Annotated in this window: 14 protein-coding genes; 5 read left to right on the top strand and 9 right to left on the bottom strand. The window is 59.4% G+C overall.

Annotation, left to right across the window (positions count from 1 at the left end; translation table 11 throughout):
• Positions 1-13: 13 nt before the first annotated feature.
• Positions 14-2,869: an Rne/Rng family ribonuclease gene (locus tag G7Y41_RS03540; protein ID WP_442984261.1), complete on the bottom strand. Its 2,856-nt coding sequence runs from the start codon at positions 2,867-2,869 to the stop codon at positions 14-16.
• A 592-nt stretch (positions 2,870-3,461) separates the two neighbouring features.
• Here G7Y41_RS03540 and G7Y41_RS03535 point away from each other — a divergent pair.
• The 5 genes from G7Y41_RS03535 to G7Y41_RS03515 all read left to right on the top strand — a co-directional run bounded on the left by G7Y41_RS03535 (position 3,462) and on the right by G7Y41_RS03515 (position 11,783).
• On the top strand, positions 3,462-5,027 hold the full coding sequence (locus G7Y41_RS03535; protein WP_165218279.1) for a cytochrome ubiquinol oxidase subunit I: 1,566 nt from the start codon (positions 3,462-3,464) through the stop codon (positions 5,025-5,027).
• A 16-nt stretch (positions 5,028-5,043) separates the two neighbouring features.
• Positions 5,044-6,120 carry a cytochrome d ubiquinol oxidase subunit II gene (gene cydB / locus G7Y41_RS03530; RefSeq protein ID WP_165218281.1) on the top strand — a complete coding sequence of 359 codons (1,077 nt, stop codon included), beginning with the start codon at positions 5,044-5,046 and terminating at the stop codon, positions 6,118-6,120.
• A gap of 267 nt (positions 6,121-6,387) precedes the next feature.
• On the top strand, positions 6,388-8,238 hold the full coding sequence (gene cydD, locus G7Y41_RS03525; protein WP_165315181.1) for a thiol reductant ABC exporter subunit CydD: 1,851 nt from the start codon (positions 6,388-6,390) through the stop codon (positions 8,236-8,238).
• Complete coding sequence (gene cydC / locus G7Y41_RS03520) at positions 8,235-10,097, top strand: thiol reductant ABC exporter subunit CydC (protein ID WP_165315182.1); 1,863 nt, start codon at positions 8,235-8,237, stop codon at positions 10,095-10,097. The genes cydD and cydC overlap by 4 nt, the downstream gene beginning before the upstream one ends.
• A gap of 15 nt (positions 10,098-10,112) precedes the next feature.
• Positions 10,113-11,783: a sensor histidine kinase gene (locus tag G7Y41_RS03515; protein ID WP_165315183.1), complete on the top strand. Its 1,671-nt coding sequence runs from the start codon at positions 10,113-10,115 to the stop codon at positions 11,781-11,783.
• 27 nt (positions 11,784-11,810) lie between these two features.
• On the opposite strand, the gene G7Y41_RS03510 is transcribed toward G7Y41_RS03515, so the two are convergent.
• The 8 genes from G7Y41_RS03510 to G7Y41_RS03475 all read right to left on the bottom strand — a co-directional run bounded on the left by G7Y41_RS03510 (position 11,811) and on the right by G7Y41_RS03475 (position 19,877).
• A complete protein-coding gene (locus G7Y41_RS03510) occupies positions 11,811-12,425 on the bottom strand; it encodes a response regulator (protein ID WP_165218541.1) in 615 nt (204 codons plus the stop codon).
• A gap of 131 nt (positions 12,426-12,556) precedes the next feature.
• Positions 12,557-13,285: a ribonuclease III gene (gene rnc / locus G7Y41_RS03505; RefSeq protein ID WP_165315184.1), complete on the bottom strand. Its 729-nt coding sequence runs from the start codon at positions 13,283-13,285 to the stop codon at positions 12,557-12,559.
• 2 nt (positions 13,286-13,287) lie between these two features.
• Positions 13,288-13,926, bottom strand: coding sequence for a YceD family protein (locus tag G7Y41_RS03500; RefSeq protein ID WP_165315185.1), 639 nt, complete (start codon positions 13,924-13,926; stop codon positions 13,288-13,290).
• Positions 13,919-14,644, bottom strand: coding sequence for a hypothetical protein (locus G7Y41_RS03495; RefSeq protein ID WP_165315186.1), 726 nt, complete (start codon positions 14,642-14,644; stop codon positions 13,919-13,921). The genes G7Y41_RS03500 and G7Y41_RS03495 overlap by 8 nt, the downstream gene beginning before the upstream one ends.
• A 13-nt stretch (positions 14,645-14,657) precedes the next feature.
• Complete coding sequence (gene coaD, locus G7Y41_RS03490; protein ID WP_165315187.1) at positions 14,658-15,146, bottom strand: pantetheine-phosphate adenylyltransferase; 489 nt, start codon at positions 15,144-15,146, stop codon at positions 14,658-14,660.
• 9 nt (positions 15,147-15,155) lie between these two features.
• A complete protein-coding gene (gene rsmD / locus G7Y41_RS03485; RefSeq protein WP_165315188.1) occupies positions 15,156-15,728 on the bottom strand; it encodes a 16S rRNA (guanine(966)-N(2))-methyltransferase RsmD in 573 nt (190 codons plus the stop codon).
• Between the two features lie 181 nt (positions 15,729-15,909).
• Positions 15,910-18,180, bottom strand: coding sequence for an ATP-dependent DNA helicase RecG (locus G7Y41_RS03480; RefSeq protein ID WP_165315263.1), 2,271 nt, complete (start codon positions 18,178-18,180; stop codon positions 15,910-15,912).
• A gap of 83 nt (positions 18,181-18,263) precedes the next feature.
• On the bottom strand, positions 18,264-19,877 hold the full coding sequence (locus tag G7Y41_RS03475) for a DAK2 domain-containing protein (protein WP_165315189.1): 1,614 nt from the start codon (positions 19,875-19,877) through the stop codon (positions 18,264-18,266).
• Positions 19,878-19,940 lie beyond the last annotated feature (63 nt).

Raw genomic sequence — 19,940 nt, 5'->3', positions numbered from 1 at the left:
CCGATAGACGCCGTCAGCTCGTCTCGGTGGTGTCCATCGAAACGGCTCGTCGGCGGGTCCGAGGACGTCTCGGGGCGCTGTCACGCACCTCGGGAAGCGTGATCTCATCGGGCGTGTGGATGACGACAGCCTCCTCGGATACGCGGGTCCGCGTCACCGGCTGCGGAAGCTCAATGACTGGGAGGCTGCTGCGTTCCTCAGGCTCAGCTGTCGAGGCCGCCGCGCGGCGCCGGCGCGGACGCTTGGTAGTTCCCGCTGACTTCCCGGATGCCTTCTTTGTGGTGCCAGCCGGTTCCTTGGCAACAGAGGCTGTGCCAACGACGATGGGCTCATCGGCAACTGAGGAAGAACCGTTTGTCTGTGACACCGAGGAATTCTCGGCAGTATCGCTCGAAGATGTCGCATCAGTCTGCGTTTTCTTCGCAGTTGTGCGCCTGGTCTTGGCACCTGTGTCATTCGACTGTGGCGTGGCCCCAGGATCAACAATGCCGGTTGACACCGCGGCTCGACGTGATGTCCGCTTGGCTCGTCGAGGTTTTTCCTCCCCCGCCGACTCGTGATCGTCCGCATCTGGTGGCGTCTGCGCGGAAGAGACCGCATCCTTTTCCCGGTCATCAGCGCTCTCATCCGCATGTTTGACATTGCGCGCACCAGCCGTTTGTGCCCGACGTTTCTTCTTGGAGTCGCTCGTCTTCGCCGAAGCAGTCGGCTGGGTCGGTGTCTCCTCGGTCTGTTCCGATGCGGCATCATCACTCTTACGTGTGGCTGCCGCAATCGCCGACAGGGCCTCTTTGGCACGCTCATGATCAGCGTCGTCAATCCGGCGAGGTTCCGCCGCGGACTTCTGTGATTTCTTGGAAGACTTCTGAGGTGGCGTCGACGACTCGTGTCCGCCTGAAAGTTCAACCGGATGCTGATGAACGATGAAACCGCGCCCCTCACACGCCTCACACTGAGTGGAGAACGCCTCAACGAGGCCCTCGCCCACGCGTTTACGTGTCATCTGCACGAGGCCAAGCGAGGTAATTTCAGTGACTTGGTGACGCGTCCGGTCACGGCTGAGGCATTCCACAAGACGGCGCAGAACAAGATCTCTGTTCTGTTCGAGGACCATGTCCACGAAGTCAACAATGATGATGCCGCCGATGTCTCGCAAGCGCAGCTGACGAACAATTTCCTCAGCGGCTTCGAGGTTATTACGCGTCACCGTCTCTTCAAGAGTCCCACCTGCACCGATGTACTTGCCGGTGTTGACGTCGATGACGGTCATAGCTTCCGTGCGGTCAATGATCAGCGTGCCGCCTGATGGGAGCCAGACCTTGCGATCCATGCCTTTAGCCAGTTGCTCATCAATCCGGTGAGCGTGGAATATATCGTCTGTCCCGACCCACTGTTCAATACGGTCAGCTAGCTCCGGCGACAGCTCGTCGACATACTCTTTAATTGTGGTGTAGGTGTCTTTGCCCTGGATGATCAGCTTCGAGAAATCCTCGTTGAAGATGTCGCGGACAACACGCACAGCAAGCTCGGGTTCGCCACGAAGAAGAACGGGAGCGGACTTCGTTTGTTTCTGCTTTTTCTCGATGTCTTCCCACTGCTTCGTCAGCCGTGCAACATCATCGCGGATCTGTTCCTCGGATGCTCCCTCAGCAGCCGTGCGAACGATGACACCTGACCCCGCGGGGACAACCTGCTTGAGAATTTTCTTCAGTCGGGTGCGTTCACGATCGGGGAGCTTGCGTGAGATCCCCATCATTGATCCGTTCGGAATGAGGACGAGGTAGCGTCCTGCCAGCGTGATTTGGCTGGTCAGGCGGGCACCTTTGTGACCGATTGGATCTTTTGTTACCTGAACGAGGACGGGGTCGCCAGATTTAAGGGCGGATTCGATGCGCCGAGGCTTCCCATCGAGCCCAACCGCATCCCAGTTAACTTCACCCGCGTAAAGCACCGCATTTCGCCCGCGACCAATGTCAACGAAAGCCGCTTCCATCGACGGCAAGACGTTCTGCACGCGGCCGAGGTAAATGCTTCCCACCATTGATTTCTGTGTGCGTCGTGCGACGTAGTGTTCAACGAGGAGGTCATCTTCAAGGATTGCGATCTGGTCGAGTCCGTCCTCGTCCCTCATGACCATCGTGCGGTTGACGGATTCGCGGCGCGCAAGGAACTCCGATTCGGTGATTCGGTGGCGTCGGCGCCCTTCTTTACGTCCCTCACGGCGACGCTGTTTCTTCGCTTCGAGGCGCGTTGACCCTTTGAGGGCCTTAACCTGGTCATCTGTGGTGGTCTCGTCGATCAGATCGTCATCGCTCGATGTGCTACGTGTCCGGCGGCGACGGCGACGACGAGTTGAGCCGGTGTCCTCCGCGGAGTCATCCCCGCTGTCGTGACCCTGGTCTTCTCCTAGTTCTGAGTCGCCTAAGCGCGAGTCATCATCTGATGACTGAGCGTCTGATCGCTGGTCCTGTGAGGTGGCCTCGGCCTCGTCCCCGCGCTTGTCTTGCGCGGATTTGCCGCGTTTACCTCCGCCTCGTTTCTTCGTTGACGAGGACGAGTCCGCCATTTCCTCAGCGGACTGACTGCCCTTGCGGCGGCGGCGCGAACGCGGCTGTTCATCGGATTCTTCGGCATCTACCGGAAAGTCGTGGATGTCGGAAGCATCGGTGTGAGCCGATGGTGATTCAGATGAACCAGAGCGCTGGGATTTGCGGCGCCTGCGCGGTGACTCTGTGTTTTCTGAGCGGTTGCGGGAGGGTGCTTCGCTCGCCGATCGATCATCTGCGTCGTCTGAGGTGTCGCGGCTCGAAGCTGAGCGCGGTGGCGGGTCAAAAACCGGGGCCTGAAAAACGGGTGCGTGGAAGAGCAGCGAAGCTGCGGGCGTCTCGGGTGCAGACGCGTCGGTGTTATCCGTGGTCACAATTCTCCAATTGTTTCGGCTGCTCACCCCGCACCGGCGGCACCCGTATTACTCGCCCGCGAGGGGCGGAAATCCTGTTCGAACCGCATCATCCGTGCGGGGGTACTCACCAGGAGACGCGCAACGCGAGTCGCGTCATGACTCCACAGCACCCATCGCGGAGGTGCGTCCGCGACATCATGTTCGCTCCCCATTGTCGCACACCTCTTACTGTTTGCCCTCGTGAGGACGATGAGCAAGAGACCACATCGATTATTTTCGTTACGGTCATGGGATGTATTCCCGCGTCATCGCCACATGTTCGGAACGAAACGACACGCAAAGAAAGCGACATTTGTGTCACGAAAACAACCAAAAGGTCATGTTTTTGACCACAACGTCAGAAAAACGCGTTATCTTTAGTAGGTGATCGCTTCGGATTCGCTGCGCGATGGAACATTCTTGAGATTCGGTATGGATCTCATGTTTTCCAACGCGCCTCGGCTCCTGACGTTCAAGCCCACCCATCACTTACTTCTCTCAATTCGGGAAGGCGAGCATCATGACTCTTGCTCAAGCAGTGCTTGATCAGGTCACGGTCGGGCGGTGGCAGTTCGGTATCACAACCGTGTACCACTTCCTCCTCGTACCGTTGACCATCGGCCTGTCCTTGCTGGTCGCCACCATGCAAACACTGTGGCACAAGACCGGCAAAGAGACCTGGCTGCAAGCAACACGTTTCTTTGGCAAACTCCTCCTCATTAACTTCGCTCTCGGTGTCGCAACCGGTATCGTTCAGGAGTTCCAGTTCGGCATGAACTGGTCTGAATACTCCCGTTTCGTTGGCGACATCTTCGGCGCCCCCCTCGCGGTTGAGGCACTCCTCGCATTCTTCCTGGAGTCAACCTTCCTCGGCCTGTGGATTTTCGGCTGGGGCCGCCTCTCCAAGGGCGTCCACCTGGCTACCGTGTGGTTGTTCTCCCTGGGCACCCTGATCTCCGCGGCATGGATCCTCGGCGCCAACGCCTGGATGCAGTACCCGGTGGGAGCCCGGTACAACCCCGAGACGGGACGCGCGGAGCTTGACGGCATGGGAGGCTTCCTTGAGGTCATCTCATCGAAGGCCTACCTCCTTGAGTACGCGCACGTTGTCACCTCGGCATTCCTTGTTTCCGGAACATTCGTCGCGGGCCTGGCCATCTGGTGGATGGTTCGTGCCAACCGTGACGGTTCTGAGGAAGGCGTCAAGGAATCCCGCGAAATCTGGCGTCCAATTGCCCGCTTCGGCATGGTTGTCGTCCTTCTTGGCGGACTGGGAACGGTCATCACCGGTCACTACCAGGGCCAGGAAATGGTTGAAGCCCAGCCGATGAAGATGGCTGTTGCCGAGGGTGTCTGCGTTGACACCGAAGGCGCGGCATTCACCATCGCTCAGTTCGGCGACTGCCCCCTTGATGGCACGGGCGAACAGCCGACGAAGTTCATCGAAGTTCCCGGTGTCACCGCGTTCATGTCGCACAACGACTTCAACGCAAAGGTCACCGGCGTCCAGCAGGCAAACGACGAACTTCGCGAACTGCTCAACAACAACCCGAACTTCGTTGGGAAGTACGGCAGCGCCGACAACATGGATTTCCGTCCTCCGCAGATGGCAACATTCTGGTCCTTCCGCCTGATGATCGGCCTAGGTATGGTCGCCTTCATTCTGGCGATCTGGGGCTTGATCGCCACGCGCCAAGGTAAGGTCTCCGGATCGAAGTCTCTGGGCGTTTTCGCACTGATCAACCTCCCGCTGCCGTTCCTCGCAGCAACCTTCGGCTGGATCTTCACCGAGATTGGCCGTCAACCGTGGGTCGTTGTCCCGAACCTTTCCGCACTGCGTCAGGGCGGCGACGGCCTGGGCTCCGTTCTCATGATGACGGATGCCGGTATCTCGACAACCGTTCCTGCATGGCAGGTTCTGGCCACGCTGATCCTCTTCACCCTCCTGTACCTCGTCCTCGCGATCATTTGGTTCATCCTCATGAAGCGTTACGCGCAGGAAGGCATTTCCCGGTCCTCATCGAAGGACTCCACTCTCACGGCTGAGGCTGACGGCACTGCCGGCGCCCTCTCCTTCGGATACTGAGGATTAGGAGACTGAAATGGATTGGACATTCTTCCAAATTCTGTGGTTCATCCTCATTGCCGTTCTCTGGACAGTCTTCTTGGTTCTTGAAGGCTTTGACTTCGGTGTCGGCATGCTTCTGCCCTTCGTTGCGAAGAACGACGCAGAGCGGACCCAAGCAACACGGACCATTGGTCCCCACTGGGACGGCAACGAGGTGTGGCTGCTCACCGCCGGTGGTGCAACCTTCGCTGCGTTCCCCGAGTGGTACGCAACGATGTTCTCGGGCATGTACCTCGCCCTCTTCCTCGTGCTTGTTGCGCTGATTCTGCGCATCTCCGCACTGGAGTGGCGTTCCAAGCTCGCAACCGCGAAGTGGCGCGGCATCTGGGACGGCATCCACACCGTGTGTGCCTACCTCGTTCCGCTTCTCCTCGGCGTGGCCTTCGCCAACCTCGTTCACGGCATGGCCATCGAGGTCGTTGACGGCGTTCACCAGCTGACCGGTGGATTCTTCTCACTCCTGAACCTCTACACGCTTCTGGGCGGGGTTGTTGTGCTGGCTGTGTGCTTTGCACACGGAGCACAGTTCCTTTCCCTCAAGACCGAAGGTGCGGTGCGTGAGCGTGCGAACGCGATCTCCGGACCCGCCTCGATTGTGGCGACGGTTCTCGCAGCAGTCCTCCTCGTGTGGGGCCAGTTCGTCTACACGTCAAACGTCCTGGCGTGGATTCCGCTGGTCATCGCTGCCCTGGCGATCATCGCTTCGGCTGCATTCTCACAGCCGGCGCTGCGCTCGGAAGGTAAGGCTTTCGTCTTCTCCTCCGTGGCGATTGCGGCAACCGTTGCGTGGATCTTCAGCGCAATGGCTCCCGCGGTGATGAAGTCCTCGCTCGACCCGGCTGCCTCGCTGACGATCGCTCAGGCTTCGTCAACGCAGAGCACACTCCAGGTGATGACGATCGTTGCCCTGTGCTTCGTTCCCGTCGTCCTGGCCTACACGATCTGGTCCTACTGGGTATTCCGCAAGCGCGTTTCCGTCAATGACATTGACGAAAATGCGGGCCTGCTGCCCGGCAAGATCCGCCTGGACAAGAACTTCCTCGTCGGCTGATTCTTCGTCCTGATTGCTTTCCGCCCCGGCACGTGTTCTCGTGCCGGGGCGGTTGCGTTCAACAGCCGGGACTGATCCACCGTTCATCGATGACACAGATATGCAGGGATGACAATCACGGCAGCGAGTGAGAAACATCTGATCGGTCCTCACCATCATGTCGACCAGGTGGACACCCCCGTCGGAGTGTTCAACAGTCACCAATCCACGCCGTCTGAGCTACGGTCCTCACACATCGATCCGCCGGGAAAATGGCACAATAGATCCGTGCGTCCACTCGATCCTCGTTTACTCAAATATGCTCGCTCGGCACGCAGACATATCCTTTTGACCGCGGGCCTTGGCATCGTCACTGCGGCGCTGGTCATTGTCCAAGCACTCCTCATTTCGGGTGCCGCCTCCCCCGTCATTACTGACCGGGCGCCACTCGGTGAGGTTCTCCCCCTGATTATCGCTCTCATCTGCGTTGTCATTGCCCGCGCACTCGCCCACGCAGTGCGTGACGCAACGGCCCATCGGGCCGCCGACAGGGCAATCCGTGAGCTACGCAGCGCAGTGATCACCCATGCTGAGAAACTCGGTCCTCGCTGGCGCGCCCTCCACGCATCGGACACGACAACGCTGCTCACCCGAGGACTCGATGACCTCTCCGCCTACTTCGTGAAGTTTCTTCCCCAGTTATTCCTCACATGTACGGTTACTCCACTGGCCTTGGCCACGATTCTCACGTTGGATTTCTGGTCGGCGTTGATCGCCGCACTCGTTGTTCCACTCATCCCGGTCTTCATGATTCTCATCGGACGCTTCACTCAGGAATCATCGAAGGCAAAACTCACGGCAATGGAGCGACTCGGTTCTCAACTCCTTGACCTCATCGCCGGGCTACCGACGCTTCGAGGCCTGGGAAGTGAACGGGGTCCACGAAAACATCTTGAAGCCCTGGGGAAACAAAATACGCGCCTGACGATGGCAACCCTGAGAGTTGCTTTCCTCTCCGGAGCGGTCCTTGAATTCCTCGCAACTTTGTCCGTTGCCCTCGTCGCCGTCGAAGTCGGGATGCGTCTTGTCAGTGGCTCTATTGACCTGTTCTCCGGTCTTGCCGTGATCATGCTCGCCCCGGAAGTTTTCGAACCCCTACGACAGGTCGGCGCCCAATTCCACGCCTCCGCGAACGGGGTAGCAGCCGCTGAGGCAGCGTTCGCAATCATCGAAGAGCCCCTTCCTCAGAACAAGGAGAAGAGGCAAAAAGCTCCAGAGATGCGCACGACCGACATCGTCCTCGACAATGTCTGTGTCGCAGCCCGGGGAGCGTGGGCACCCGCCGAACTCAGCGCAACGATCACCCCGGGAAGCCTCACCGCTCTTGTTGGCGCGTCGGGAGCCGGAAAAACAACAACCGTCATGACAATTCTCGGCGTTGAACCAACGACGCGTGGCCAGGTTCTCCTGCGCTCTCATGGGGACGAGGACGAGGCAGCGAACTCCTGCGACCTGGCGGAAGTGGACGAGGAAACGTGGTGGGATCAGATCACGTGGGTTCCCCAGGCTCCAACGATTCTTCCGGGAACGCTCCTGGACAATGTCACAGACGGGGCCGTCCTCGACAATCACGAGGGCGACGGGGTCAACAGTGAGCGTCTGCGCGAGGCCGCAGAGTCCACGGGATTCTCAGAGGTTGTTGATGCCCTTGCCCACGGATGGGCCACCCGCGTTGGCCACGGAGGTGTTGGACTATCCGTCGGACAGCGACAGCGTCTGGCCCTAACACGCGCCATGCTTGACGATTCACCCATCGTTGTCCTTGACGAACCCACCGCCCATCTTGACGCCGTCAGCGAAGAAACCGTCATCAAGGCGATCGAACACATGCACCGTCAGGGACGTACCGTGATCGTCATTGCTCACCGCAATGCCGTGGTTGCCCGCGCTGACTCGGTCATTGATGTGACAACGCGCCTGGCCACCCCAGAAGAGATTGCCGAATACCCGATCCTCGTTGCCCACAGGGAAGAGGAGGATCTCTCGGTGACCCTTCCCGGATTCCTCAACGACCACCACAGCGACACCACCGATCACATGGTCGGCGCATCCGGTCACGTCGACGGAGGTCAACGATGACGCTGTTTCTAACAAAGTCCGAGAAGAAAGCGCTTCGACGGATCATCCCTCTTCTGGGAATCTCCCGTCGAGCACTTGCCCTGTCCATCCTGCTGGGCACGCTGGGCCTGGGGTCGGCAATTGCTTTGGGTTCCACCGCTGCATGGCTCATTGCCCGCGCATCCCAGCATCCGCCTGTCCTCTATCTCCTCGTTGCTGCGACGGCTGTTCGCCTTTTCGGTGTCTCACGATCCGTGCTGCGGTACTGTCAGCGTCTTGCTTCCCACAAGGTCGCTCTGACCGGAATGGATGCCCTCCGACAAAATGTCTACGACATCGTGTCTCGTCAGGGAACGGACAGGATCATGATGCTGCGACGTGGGGACCTCCTTGCCCGCACAGGCGCCGACGTTGACGACGTTGGCGACATCATCGTCAAGTCTCTCATGCCCACCGCAGTTGCCTTCATTGTCGGGATTGCAACGGTGACGGGATTTGCATTCATTTCTCTTCCGGCTGCTCTTATTCTTGCCCTATGTCTGTGCGTCTCCGGCATCGTTGCACCGCTCCTATCGATGAGAGCTGCCCGCCTGGCCGAATATGCGTCACGTCAGGCCCGCACAGACTTGTCAACAACAACATTGACTCTCCTTGAGGGAACAACCGAACTTCAGGTCAACGGAACACTTCCCCGCATGCATTCGCGACTGTCCTCCATCGAGGACGCCTTAACGTCGGCCACGGCGCGATCCGCCCGGGTTGCTGGCATAGCCGCAGGTGTTGATCGTCTTGCGATGGGGCTTGCGGTTGTTGCTTCTCTCCTGATCGGGATCCCCGAGACAACATCCGGAGTTCTCGCCGAGGTTCTTCTCGCCGTCCTTGTCCTCACTCCCCTATCTTCTTTCGAGGGGACAGCCGAAGTGGCTCCCGCGTGTGCTCAACTTGTGCGTTCGGCCGGAGCTGCCGAACGTATCGCCGCAATGCTTTTCGAGGACGAGGCGTCACCCGCACCCGCATCGCACGCTGGGGAATCGACTCCCACGTTGTCCACACCCACGATCCCCGCGCAGACAGACCCCACAACGGGTGCCCTCACATGTATTCTTCGTGCACACAACCTCGCGATCGGATGGCCGGGCGGTCCCATCATCGCTTCAGGTATTGATCTCACTCTCACACCCGGGACCACGCTAGCAATCGTTGGCCCATCCGGTATTGGGAAAACCACTCTCCTCATGACGCTCGCGGGTCTTATTCCACCGCGCGCTGGATCTGTAACAATCAACGGTGTCAACGCGTGGGAAGCCTCCCGCGCCGACATCACGCAGTTCGTCACGGTCACCGCCGAAGACGCCCACGTCTTTGCCACATCCGTCCTCGAAAATATCCGGGTCGCTCGTCCGAATCTTGACGAGGACGAAGCAACGCAACTCCTTGAACGTGTCGGTCTGGGCAGCTGGCTCACATCTCTTCCTCAAGGGCTTACCACAACCATCGGATCGCAGGCACGGACTGTCTCCGGCGGAGAACGCCGACGTCTCCTCATGGCACGCGCTCTTGCCGTACCGGCACCTCTGATGCTCGTGGATGAAGCCGGTGAGCATCTTGACGGCCCCACCGCCGACGCTCTTGTTCGTACACTCGTTGATGTTGATCATTCGCGCGGAGTTCTCGTGGTCTCCCATCGGCTCTCCGCACTCGATGCCGCCGACGAAGTACTCCTCATCGACGCGGAGAGGGACCATGACGCCGCGGATGGTCCCGCGCGGATCATTGCTCGGGGAACGCATGCACATCTCATGGAGACGAACACGAATTATCGGTGGTCATACGAGCAGGAACATGCGGCATTGTCGCTGCCTGACATCCATCGCGATTGACCGAAAGGAACCCGCATGACCTCGGACCGATCGTCGCTGGCGTTACTTCGCGCAGCCCTTGACTTAACGGGAACACTTGATCTGCGCGCCGCCCTCCAGAACTTCGTTGACCGCGCGTGTGCGCTCACCGGTTCACCGCACGGCGCCCTATCTGTCTTAGACACGTGGGGAGCCACAACCATGCTCATTGAGCATCACGACTCCCCTGAGCTGCCCACGGTCCCAGGGGTGTTGATTTCTCTTATCCCCACAGGTGAAGCCCTTGTTGTCAACGATCCTCAGGAAATTGACGAGGTCGCTCTCCCACCCGCAACTCCCCCCTTCCTCGGAGTGTCCGTCCTCATCGAAGAACAGGTCTATGGCCGGATCTACCTCACGGGTAAGCCCGGGGGCTACGATCCTTCCGATGTTGCTGTTCTCAACGCCCTGGCACCAGCGGCGGGAATTGCCGTGGAAAATGCTCACCTCTACGCCGATGCCCGCCGGACCGAACGGTGGATTTCTGCCTCGCAGAACCTGACAACAACGATGCTTGAGGGCGCTGAAGAGGAGGAAGCACTTGAGTTGATTGCCCGTACTGTTCGCGAGGTGTCGCGCGCGGACACGGCAATCATTGTGCTTCCCTCAATCGGCGACACGTGGGCCGCCGAAATCACCGACGGCTTCCAGGCCGATTCCCTTCTCGGCGTTGTCTTCCCCCACGAAGGTCGGGCGATGTCTGTTCTTAACGAGGGAACCGGAATGATCGTTGATTCGATGGCGCGCGCCCAGACCATGCGGCTTCCCGCGCTTGCATCCTTCGGTCCAGCTCTCTACGCTCCCCTACGTTCAGGAAAGGCTTCCGCGGGTGTGCTCATTCTTCTGAGGAAAATCGGCTCACCCGAATTCGATTCCTCAGAACTTTCACTTGCCGAATCCCTGGCCTCCCAAGCTGCCCTGGCCCTTGAGATTGCCTCCGCACGCCACGCCCAGGACGTTGCCGCCCTCTTCGACGAACGCGACCGGATCGGCCGGGACCTCCATGACTTCGCCATTCAACAACTTTTTGCCACGGGCATGCAGTTAGATTCCGCGAAGCAACTCATCGACTCCGGCGAAGCGGTCTCCTCCGCCAAGCTGTCACAGATCCTCGATGATTCTCTTGCATCCATTGACGAGTCCGTCCGGCAAATCCGCGCGATCATCCACAAGATCCGCGAACCCGATCAGAACGTCGGAACGGTTGAGCGGGTGCGCCGTGAAACATCGCTGACGCGTTCCGTCCTCGGCTATGCCCCTTCCCTGCTCATCACCCTTGATGGGGTGGAAATTAACGCCGAAGAAGATCTTGAACCTCGACGCATCATGGAATTTGACGGGCGCATCGACCCGGATCGAAGCGACGATATCGTTGCCGTTGTTCGCGAGGGATTGTCCAACATTGCCCGCCACGCGCATGCAACCGCCGCGAGCGTCCGCGTTGAGCTTTCCGGACGGGAACACTTAGGCATGGTCCGCGTGAGCATTGCCGACGACGGACGAGGTATCGACCCGGATAGGACACGATCCTCTGGGCTGAGTAATCTGCGTGAGCGGGCCCGCCGACACGGTGGCACCTTCACGCTGACGCCGGGGATCGGTGGGCTCGGCACCCAATTGACCTGGGAGATTCCCCTGGCAAGCCACGCTCGAGAGTCGACGCATTAACGAGGGCGAAGCCCCAGGTCACTTGTCCTAGTGACGCCACGCAGCTGCGCGCTGCCCCGCAACCCACGCTGCGACCTGGGTGCGGCGTTGCAACCCCATTTTCGACAGCAGCGACGTGATGTGGTTCTTCACGGTTTTTTCGGCAACCCCCAGCTTCTCACCGATTTCCCTATTCGACAGGCCATCACCGATGAGTTCAAGGACTTTACGTTCCGAGGGGGTCAGATCGGCCGTTGGATCATCATGATCTGCGCGCCGACGCGTCAGAGTACGTTCGTCAAGGAGAACGCGGCCAGCGGCAACAGCTTTGACAACATCCGTGATCTCCGCACCACGAACCGTCTTGAGAATATAGGCGCGAGCACCCTTATCCAAAGACTCCGCTAACGCCTCGTCATCATCAAATGAGGTGAGAACGATCGGGAGGATCTCCGGATGTGTTTCCCGCAGTTTCTCCATGATGTCAATTCCCGTGCCATCGGGAAGCTGGAGATCCACGAGGATCACATCGGGGCGGACAAGTCCAGCGCGCCGCACCGCATCCGCAACCGTACCGGCCTCGGCGACGACTTCCAGCTCGTCCGCGCGGTCAATAATCTCAGCGATCCCTCGTCTGACGATTTCATGATCGTCAACGATCATCACGCGAATGAGTTTAGAATCAAGGGTGTTCTCAGTCACTCGCCCATCTTAGCCTTTCTCGCGGGTGTCGAAGGTGTGACGTGCCCGTATGCCCGTGATGCATTCCGATCCTGATCCCGCAGCACACATGTTCACACCGAGGATGCCGAATCAAAACGTGTCATCGCGTCCTGAGCGGCCGCGTTCTCCGCATGTTTCTTCGACGAGGCCGTGCCACTGCCAACCGCTTCGGGGTATTCGGCAACGAAGGCGCGGGCAGTGAAGACGCGATGATGATCGGGACCGGTTCCCGTGACCTCGTAACGAACCTCTCCAAGTCCAGCGGCCTGTGCATATTCAACAAGCTGCGTCTTAAAGTCCTGATGTTCCCCGCGGACAACAGCGTTTTTCAGAAGGAACTCAAGGTTCGTCAGAATAACTTGGCGGGTTGGTTCAAGGCCGTGAGTGAGATACGTTGCCCCGATCATCGCTTCATAGGTGTCGGAGAGGATTGAGTCTTTGTCTCGGCCTCCGTACAGGGATTCACCTTTGCCCAGGTAAATGTACTGGCCGAGGTCGATGCGGCGCGCCGCAATTGCCAGTGGCTCCTGGGACACAGTTGCTGCTCGCATTCTCGACAGGTCAGATTCAGTGACCTGCGGGTGATCGTGGAATAGTCGATCCGCAATGACGATCGACAAAACAGAATCCCCAAGGAACTCTAAGCGCTCGTTATTGGGGATTCCTCCGGCCTCGTTCGCGTAGGACCGATGCATCAGCGCGAGCTCAAGGAGGTCATCGTCAACGGTAATTCCCCACCGTTTCATCAGTTCAGTCCGATCAGTGGACGGGGGAATAGGAAGCTTCTTCGCACGCGGCATTCCTAGTGTTCACCACCGTTCTCAGCTGATTGGCGAGCGTCGGCCTCGTCAAAGAAATGCGCGAGAGATGCCAGGCGCGGATCAATGACCTCGTGGCGGTGATCCTCTGGCAGTTCCTCCCATTTTTCTCCGCAGACATCGCACAGGCCCATGCAGTCGGGTCGGCACAGCGGGCGGTCGTCAACGAGGGTGATGATCGCATCCCTGAGCTGGGTCTCGATATCGACAGTGTCATGCGGACCGATGAGGTATTCGTCGTCAAGGAACTCACCGTCTCCTTCGGCGTCAACGCCTCGCTGCGACCCGCGATGTGATTCTTTCCCCTGCGAACCCGCCACCCGCGTTACGGATGCTGCCTGCTCAACATAGACGTCAACGGAGTGAATGTCGCAGTCTTTAATCACCGGGTCAAGGCATCGCACACATTCTCCGCGCAACGTGGCATGCGTCCGCACATCAACGAGGACGCCTCCGTCCACAGAAGTCAGGTCTACGTCAATTGGCAGAACGGTCCCTGGATCAACTGCCATCGCGGGCGTTCCCAGATCATCAGGCACAATCCACTGTGTCTGCGCATGAAGAGTTGATCCGATTGACCGGGGAAGCGCGTGGAGAGCAATTTCGAGCGGGCGCTCACTCATCGTCAAGTTTCACATCCGTGACGTCAACGCCGTGGCGTTCAGCGATCGTGCGGCGGCCAGCTTCGGTGCGCCGCTGAAGATCTGTCAGGAGCCCAGCCAACTCACTCAGGGACTTCGCAACGTAGTCGTCTGCGCCTTCCTTGAGGGACTGTTCCTTTTCCCGAGCGTCGGCAACGATCTCACGGGCACGATCCTCAGCCATCCGCGTGATGTTCTCCGTGGACACAAGTTTTTCCGCCTGGGTGTGTGCATCAACGAGCGCCGATTCAGCATCAGAACGTGCCTGAGCGAGAGTTGCTTCGGCTTCCTCCTGTGCCCGAGTGACTGTGCGTTCAGCTTCTTCCTTGGCGTTGGCAACAATGTGTTCGGCCTGTTCATTCGCGCTATCAAGTGTGGCCGTTGCACGCGAGTTTGCCTCGGCAATCGTTGTTTCCGCCGCTGAATCTGCTCGCCCGAGCACCGCATCTGCATCCGCGACAACGGCATCGGCGGCAACAAGATCCTCCGGCAGAGCCTCACGTGCCTGATCAAGCAGGTCAAGGATTTCTGCTTTATTGACGATGATTGTTGCCGACAGCGGAACGTTGCGTGCACGTTCAACGAGGGCTTCGATCTGATCGAGCGCCGCGATGACTGTTGAGGGTCCGTAGACGGCCTGGTCTTCCCAGGTTTCAGGAGCTTCGCTCTGCGCGGTGCTGTGGTCGTCGAGATTCGACATTGTTTCCTCCGTCTTAGTGTGCACGCTGGACACCCTTATTGTCTGATATCAGTGGCAGGATTGCCGAAGGAACATACCGATCAACCCGGATTTGCACGTCAAGAAGTTCCCGAACCATCGACGATGACACGTGGGCGAGTTCCGGCCGGGTCGGTAGCCACAGCGTTTCTACTCCCCCAACCTCACGGTTAACCGCGGCCTGCGGGCTTTCCCATTCAACGTCCGCGCCACCGCGTATTCCTTTAATCACAACATCGGCGTGCTGTTCTTTGACGAAGGACACAAGCGCACCGCTCATTTCCATGACGTCAACTCTTTCACGGTCTCCGACAGCCAATCTGATCATCTCCAGGCGCTGATCCACCGTGAACCGGTAACGTTTGTCCCGATTGACACCGATGGCAACAATGACCCGGTCAAAGAGGGCGTGCGCGCGTTCAATGACATCGAGATGCCCCAAAGTCAGGGGGTCGAAAGAACCTGGAAATACTGCGGTCGTCATGAAAGTATCCTACGAGTCCTTCGGCGTTGGTGGACCCACCATCCAAGCAACCGTATCCCCCCAGGTCCTGCGATCCTCAACCCGCAGGAATACGGGCCATCGCGGCTGGGGGCTACGCACCGATCGTTCGACGATGACAAGAGCATCTGCGCTCAGCCACGGACCAAGGAGTTCAAGAGTCTTCCCCAGACGATCCTCGTCAATGTCATAGGGCGGATCAATGAAAACGAGGCCGAATTCGCCTGTCAATGGCTCACCCGTCCGGCCACCAAGAAAAGCATGGACATCAGCTGAACGCACTCCAGCATCCAGCTCCGTCAACGCAACATTCTCTCGAAGGATTCGCGCCGCCTTCGGTGATTTTTCCACGAGGACGGCGTCGCTTGCCCCACGAGACACAGCCTCAAGCCCCAGAGCGCCAGTGCCCGCATAGAGATCGAGAACGCGCGTGCCCTCGATCATCCCCCAGTGCTCCAAACGCGAAAACAGAGCTTCGCGAACGCGTTCTGAGGTGGGACGCGTCCCCTGAGGGGGCACACGAAGCACACGCCCCTTGGCGCTTCCGGAAACAATGCGAGTCATGGGCACACTTTAGGCGACAAAGCGACATCCTCGCACAGTCGGAGTAGATCCTGTGGACGAGGACGAAGCTGCATCCACATGCCAAAGCGTCAATGGCATAGCCGGAGGGTGATCCCCTAAGGAACAGACGCCGTGCACGCAATCCGTCCTCATCACCGCGCGGGTGATGGACCCAACCGCCTCACGATCGTTCGAGCCAGGCAAGAGTCTCCCCGGAACGTTCAATGATTTCCCACTCCAGCTGGCGATGAGAGGAAAGATCCGGGTCGTCCTCGATAATTCTCTCCGCCTCACTGCGGGCCTTCTCGATGATTCCTGCGTCGCGTCGAACGGAAAGGAACTCAAGGTGAGAACGCCGACCCGACTGCTGCGCGCCAAGAACATCACCCTCCTGGCGAATTTTCATGTCTTCTTCAGCCAGATCAAAACCATTCGTCGTCGAAGCGAAAGCCTGAAGTTTCAGTCGTCCCACATCTGTCATCTCGTGGCGATGCACCGCCATACACACCGATGGACGATCGGAACGTCCAACGCGGCCACGAAGCTGATGGAGCTGCGAGAGACCGAATTGCTGGGCGTCAAGAATGACCATCATCGTTGCTTCGGGAACGTCAATTCCCACTTCGATGACCGTTGTCGCCACGATGACCGGAACGGTTCCCGCACTGAACGCCGCCATCACTGCGTCTTTGTCCTCGTTCGACGTGCGCCCAGTCAGCTCAGCAATCGACACTCCCGTCATGACGGGCAGGCCGCGCAGTGTGTGCGCAACCGCATTCACCGATGCCAGCGGTGGGCGGCGCGCCTCGGCCTCGTCTCCATCGGGAACGTCGTCATCCTGATCGATTCGGGGACACACAACATAAACGCGACCACCCCCGTCGACTTCTTCGCGGGCACGCTGCCACAGCCTCTCCATCCACGAAGCGTTCGTTGAATCAACGAGGAAAGTCTGGACAGGAGTTCGCCCCGGAGGGAGACCCGTCATCCGCGTCTCGTCAAGATCACCAAAAACTGTCATCGCGATTGTCCGAGGAATCGGGGTTGCCGTCATGACCAGCTGATGAACACCGCGTCCGTTCGGACCCATGACGCGGAGCTTGTCACGCTGAGCCACACCGAAACGGTGCTGTTCGTCAACAACGGCCAGAGCGAGGTTGCCAAAAGACACGCCTTCGCTCAGCAGCGCGTGCGTTCCCACGACGATCATGGGGACTCCAGATTCCATGAGCGCGTGGATCTCACGTCGTGCCCGAAGGGGCGTTGAGCCCGTGAGTAAACGAACCTCCACTCCCCTGGCCTGTGGGTTCGCACCACTCGTCTCCGTCGAATCCTCAGCAGCGCGGGCGCTCCCGGTGCGTGGTGGAGCCTCGTCCTCGTTCCCCTCCTCGTTGCCGATGAGACCACCCCCGAGGATTCCCGCCCGGGTCAAGAGAGCGCGGATCGACTCAACATGCTGGAGAGCAAGAACTTCCGTTGGTGCAAGGAGCGCCCCCTGATAGCCGGCCCCCACAACCTGGATGAGCGCCGCCAAGGCGACAACTGTTTTCCCTGAACCCACGTCCCCCTGAAGCAGGCGAAGCATCGGCTGAGTCAGAGACAGGTCCGCCGAGATCTGACCTAAAGCCTCGTCCTGGGCCTGCGTCAGTTCATAAGGCAAGGACTCCATGAACGTCGTCACGAGAGAGTTCGGCTGGACCTGGCACGCAGGAGCCTCCAATGCACGAGCACCCCGGCGAGCAGCCAGAAGCGCCCCTTGAAGAATCAATGCTTCCTCCCATGCGAAAGTTTTCTTCGCCAGGGCACACTGCTCATCATCTTCAGGTTGATGGAGGAATCGATAGGCCTGGAGCGGAGAGGCCAGCGCATAAGTCGCACGCAGCTGCGCTCCCAGAGCGTCGGGAATGGTGTCCTCGGTGAGCGTATCGAGGACGACGCCGATCGCCCGCGAGATCACCCAGGACGTGATCCCCGCTGTCGTTGGATAGATTGGGATTGGACGATCAACGTGGCGGCGAATCTGTTCTTCGTCGCCTTCGGCTCCCTCAAAGTTCGGGTGGGTGAGCTGAAGCCGCCCCCGATAGGATCCGACCTTGCCCGAGAACAGCATCGATGCCCCGGGAGTGAGGATCTTGCGATGCGGGATGAGTGTGTATTCGTTCTTGGCAAAAAACGTCGCCCCGATTGTGGCAACCCCATCGGTTAATTGGACTTCGCAGCGCACGCCCGGTCGGGAGCGATTCGCAACGATGGAAGTGGACACCACCTCGGCAAGGATCGTCACGTCGTCACCTTCGCGAAGCGTCGACAAAGGAGTCAACGCACCCCAGTGGTAGTAGCGCCTCGGGGCGATGCGGAGAAGATCGCGGACCGTCTCAATCCCGGCCTTTGCAAAAGTCCGTGCCGTTCGTGCGGGAAGACGCAGATCAAGGGGGATGTCCAGGCCGTTCATCGAGGAGTTCATCCGGCCGCGCGTCTGCGCCTTACGGGGTTCTGGTTCCTCGGGCTCACCCGTTGCTCGGCTGCGAGTTGGGCTCATTGCCTCAGCCCCTGGATGAGCGTGGGACCGGGTTGGCCTCCGTCGTGGATCTCCACATCTGTTGTCACATCGAAAGCGAGCATCTGGCGGATCGTTGCTGCAACCATCGGGCCGTTATCGTCGTGATTGAGTAAAAGACGCCAACGATTCGGCGAGAATGCTCGCACCTGGTCGATGGCTTGTGCCATCGCTTCGTGGAGGTCCACTTCCGGAGGCACTGCGACCGTCAGCGAATGTGCTGTTGCCTGGCCTGCTCGTTCGTGAAGCATTGCGAGCATTTGACGGGCAACCTCGCGTCCCCCCGGCTGTGGAACGAATAGGGGCGCGCACTTTTCACTGATTGCCAAAACCGCAAGATCATCGTGACTTTCCGCCACGACGAGGCCGGGAACCCCATCCTCAACAGGGGGGATCAGAGAAGCAACCGACACGGCAAGACGCCTGCTCGCGTCGTCACACGGAAGGATCAGCGCCACCCCCGTTGATGATTGAACCGCGGCTTGCCACAGTCCAACAGCGTCTTCAGGATGAGGGTTGAGGAAGACAACGGCCCCGGCCCGAGCGAGGTCCTCAACGAGACCCGGGGCTCGGGTGCACGCGATCACGCTTGCTCGTTCGACGCGACGTACGGGGCGTCGTTCGAGGAGACGAACCCCTCGGTGGCTGAGTCCCTCGTCCTGAAGATCATCGACTCCGATGTCAGCGTCGGGGCGCGCGTCCGAAACTTGGAAGCGAATCGTTCGACCGCAGCGGGGAACGGCGGCGATTGGGGCGGAGGTATCACCGTGGATTCTCCACGTTCCCAAGCCAAAAAGATCCACCCCGCCGACAATCGACATTCGGGCACCAAGCGCTTGAAGGCGTTGGGTCAGTTGATGGAATTCCTCGACGCTCCCTTGCCACACGATGTCAACTGTGAAATCACGGCCCGGGGGCGGAGCCTGGGGAGAAGGTGCCGCGCCCGAGCGGGAGGCAAGGTCAGCGAGCATCTGGGCGAAGGACTCCAGCATCGTTGGGTCCTTGCGTGCCGCAGAGTCTAGACAGGTCAGAACGAGGGCGAGCACTGCGCCTCCGGCGTCAATTCGCCCCGTTGCGTCATCCGTGGCTTCAACGAGGCCAATCTGTGCTTGCATTGAGAAACGGGAGATGACGTCAAGATCATCGGGAAGTGTTTCCCCGAGTTCGTCAAGCTCACGACGAGCCCCTGCGAGCATGTCGTCAATCGCCGACGAATACGAGGCCGAGGCCGTGTCGGCGGGGATTGATTCCCGGAACATCCGCCGCAGTGCAACCGGAGTCATCGGTCCATTGACGTGAGCAACCGAGTGTGCCCAACCGGCGAAGATCCCCGTGAGGATCACCCCGATGTGGCCGACGCTCTTGGTCACCCCGGTTTCGGCAATAACCTCTAATGCGCCCGCGAAGGAGGCCGCAGAGTCAAGGGATCGTGCGGCTTGTGCGAGGGCCGCAAGAGTATGTGCAGCATTTGACCCCGTGTCACAGTCACACCCGTCCCATCCGTCGAGATCGTTGAGGAACGGAGCAAGGCGGGATGCCTCATCGGCGGCAGCGCCCAGAGCATCTTGAAGGGTGGCAGCTGTCAGTGGCAATGGAGACCTCAGTTCCTTGAAGCGACGATGCTTCTATCCTAAAGCCTGACCATCATGATCAAT

Source organism: Schaalia sp. ZJ405 (assembly GCF_011038885.2).
In the GTDB taxonomy this organism is placed as follows: Bacteria; Actinomycetota; Actinomycetes; order Actinomycetales; family Actinomycetaceae; genus Pauljensenia.
Note: the sequence above shows the minus strand (reverse complement) of the source record. Positions and strands in the feature narration are given on the sequence as shown.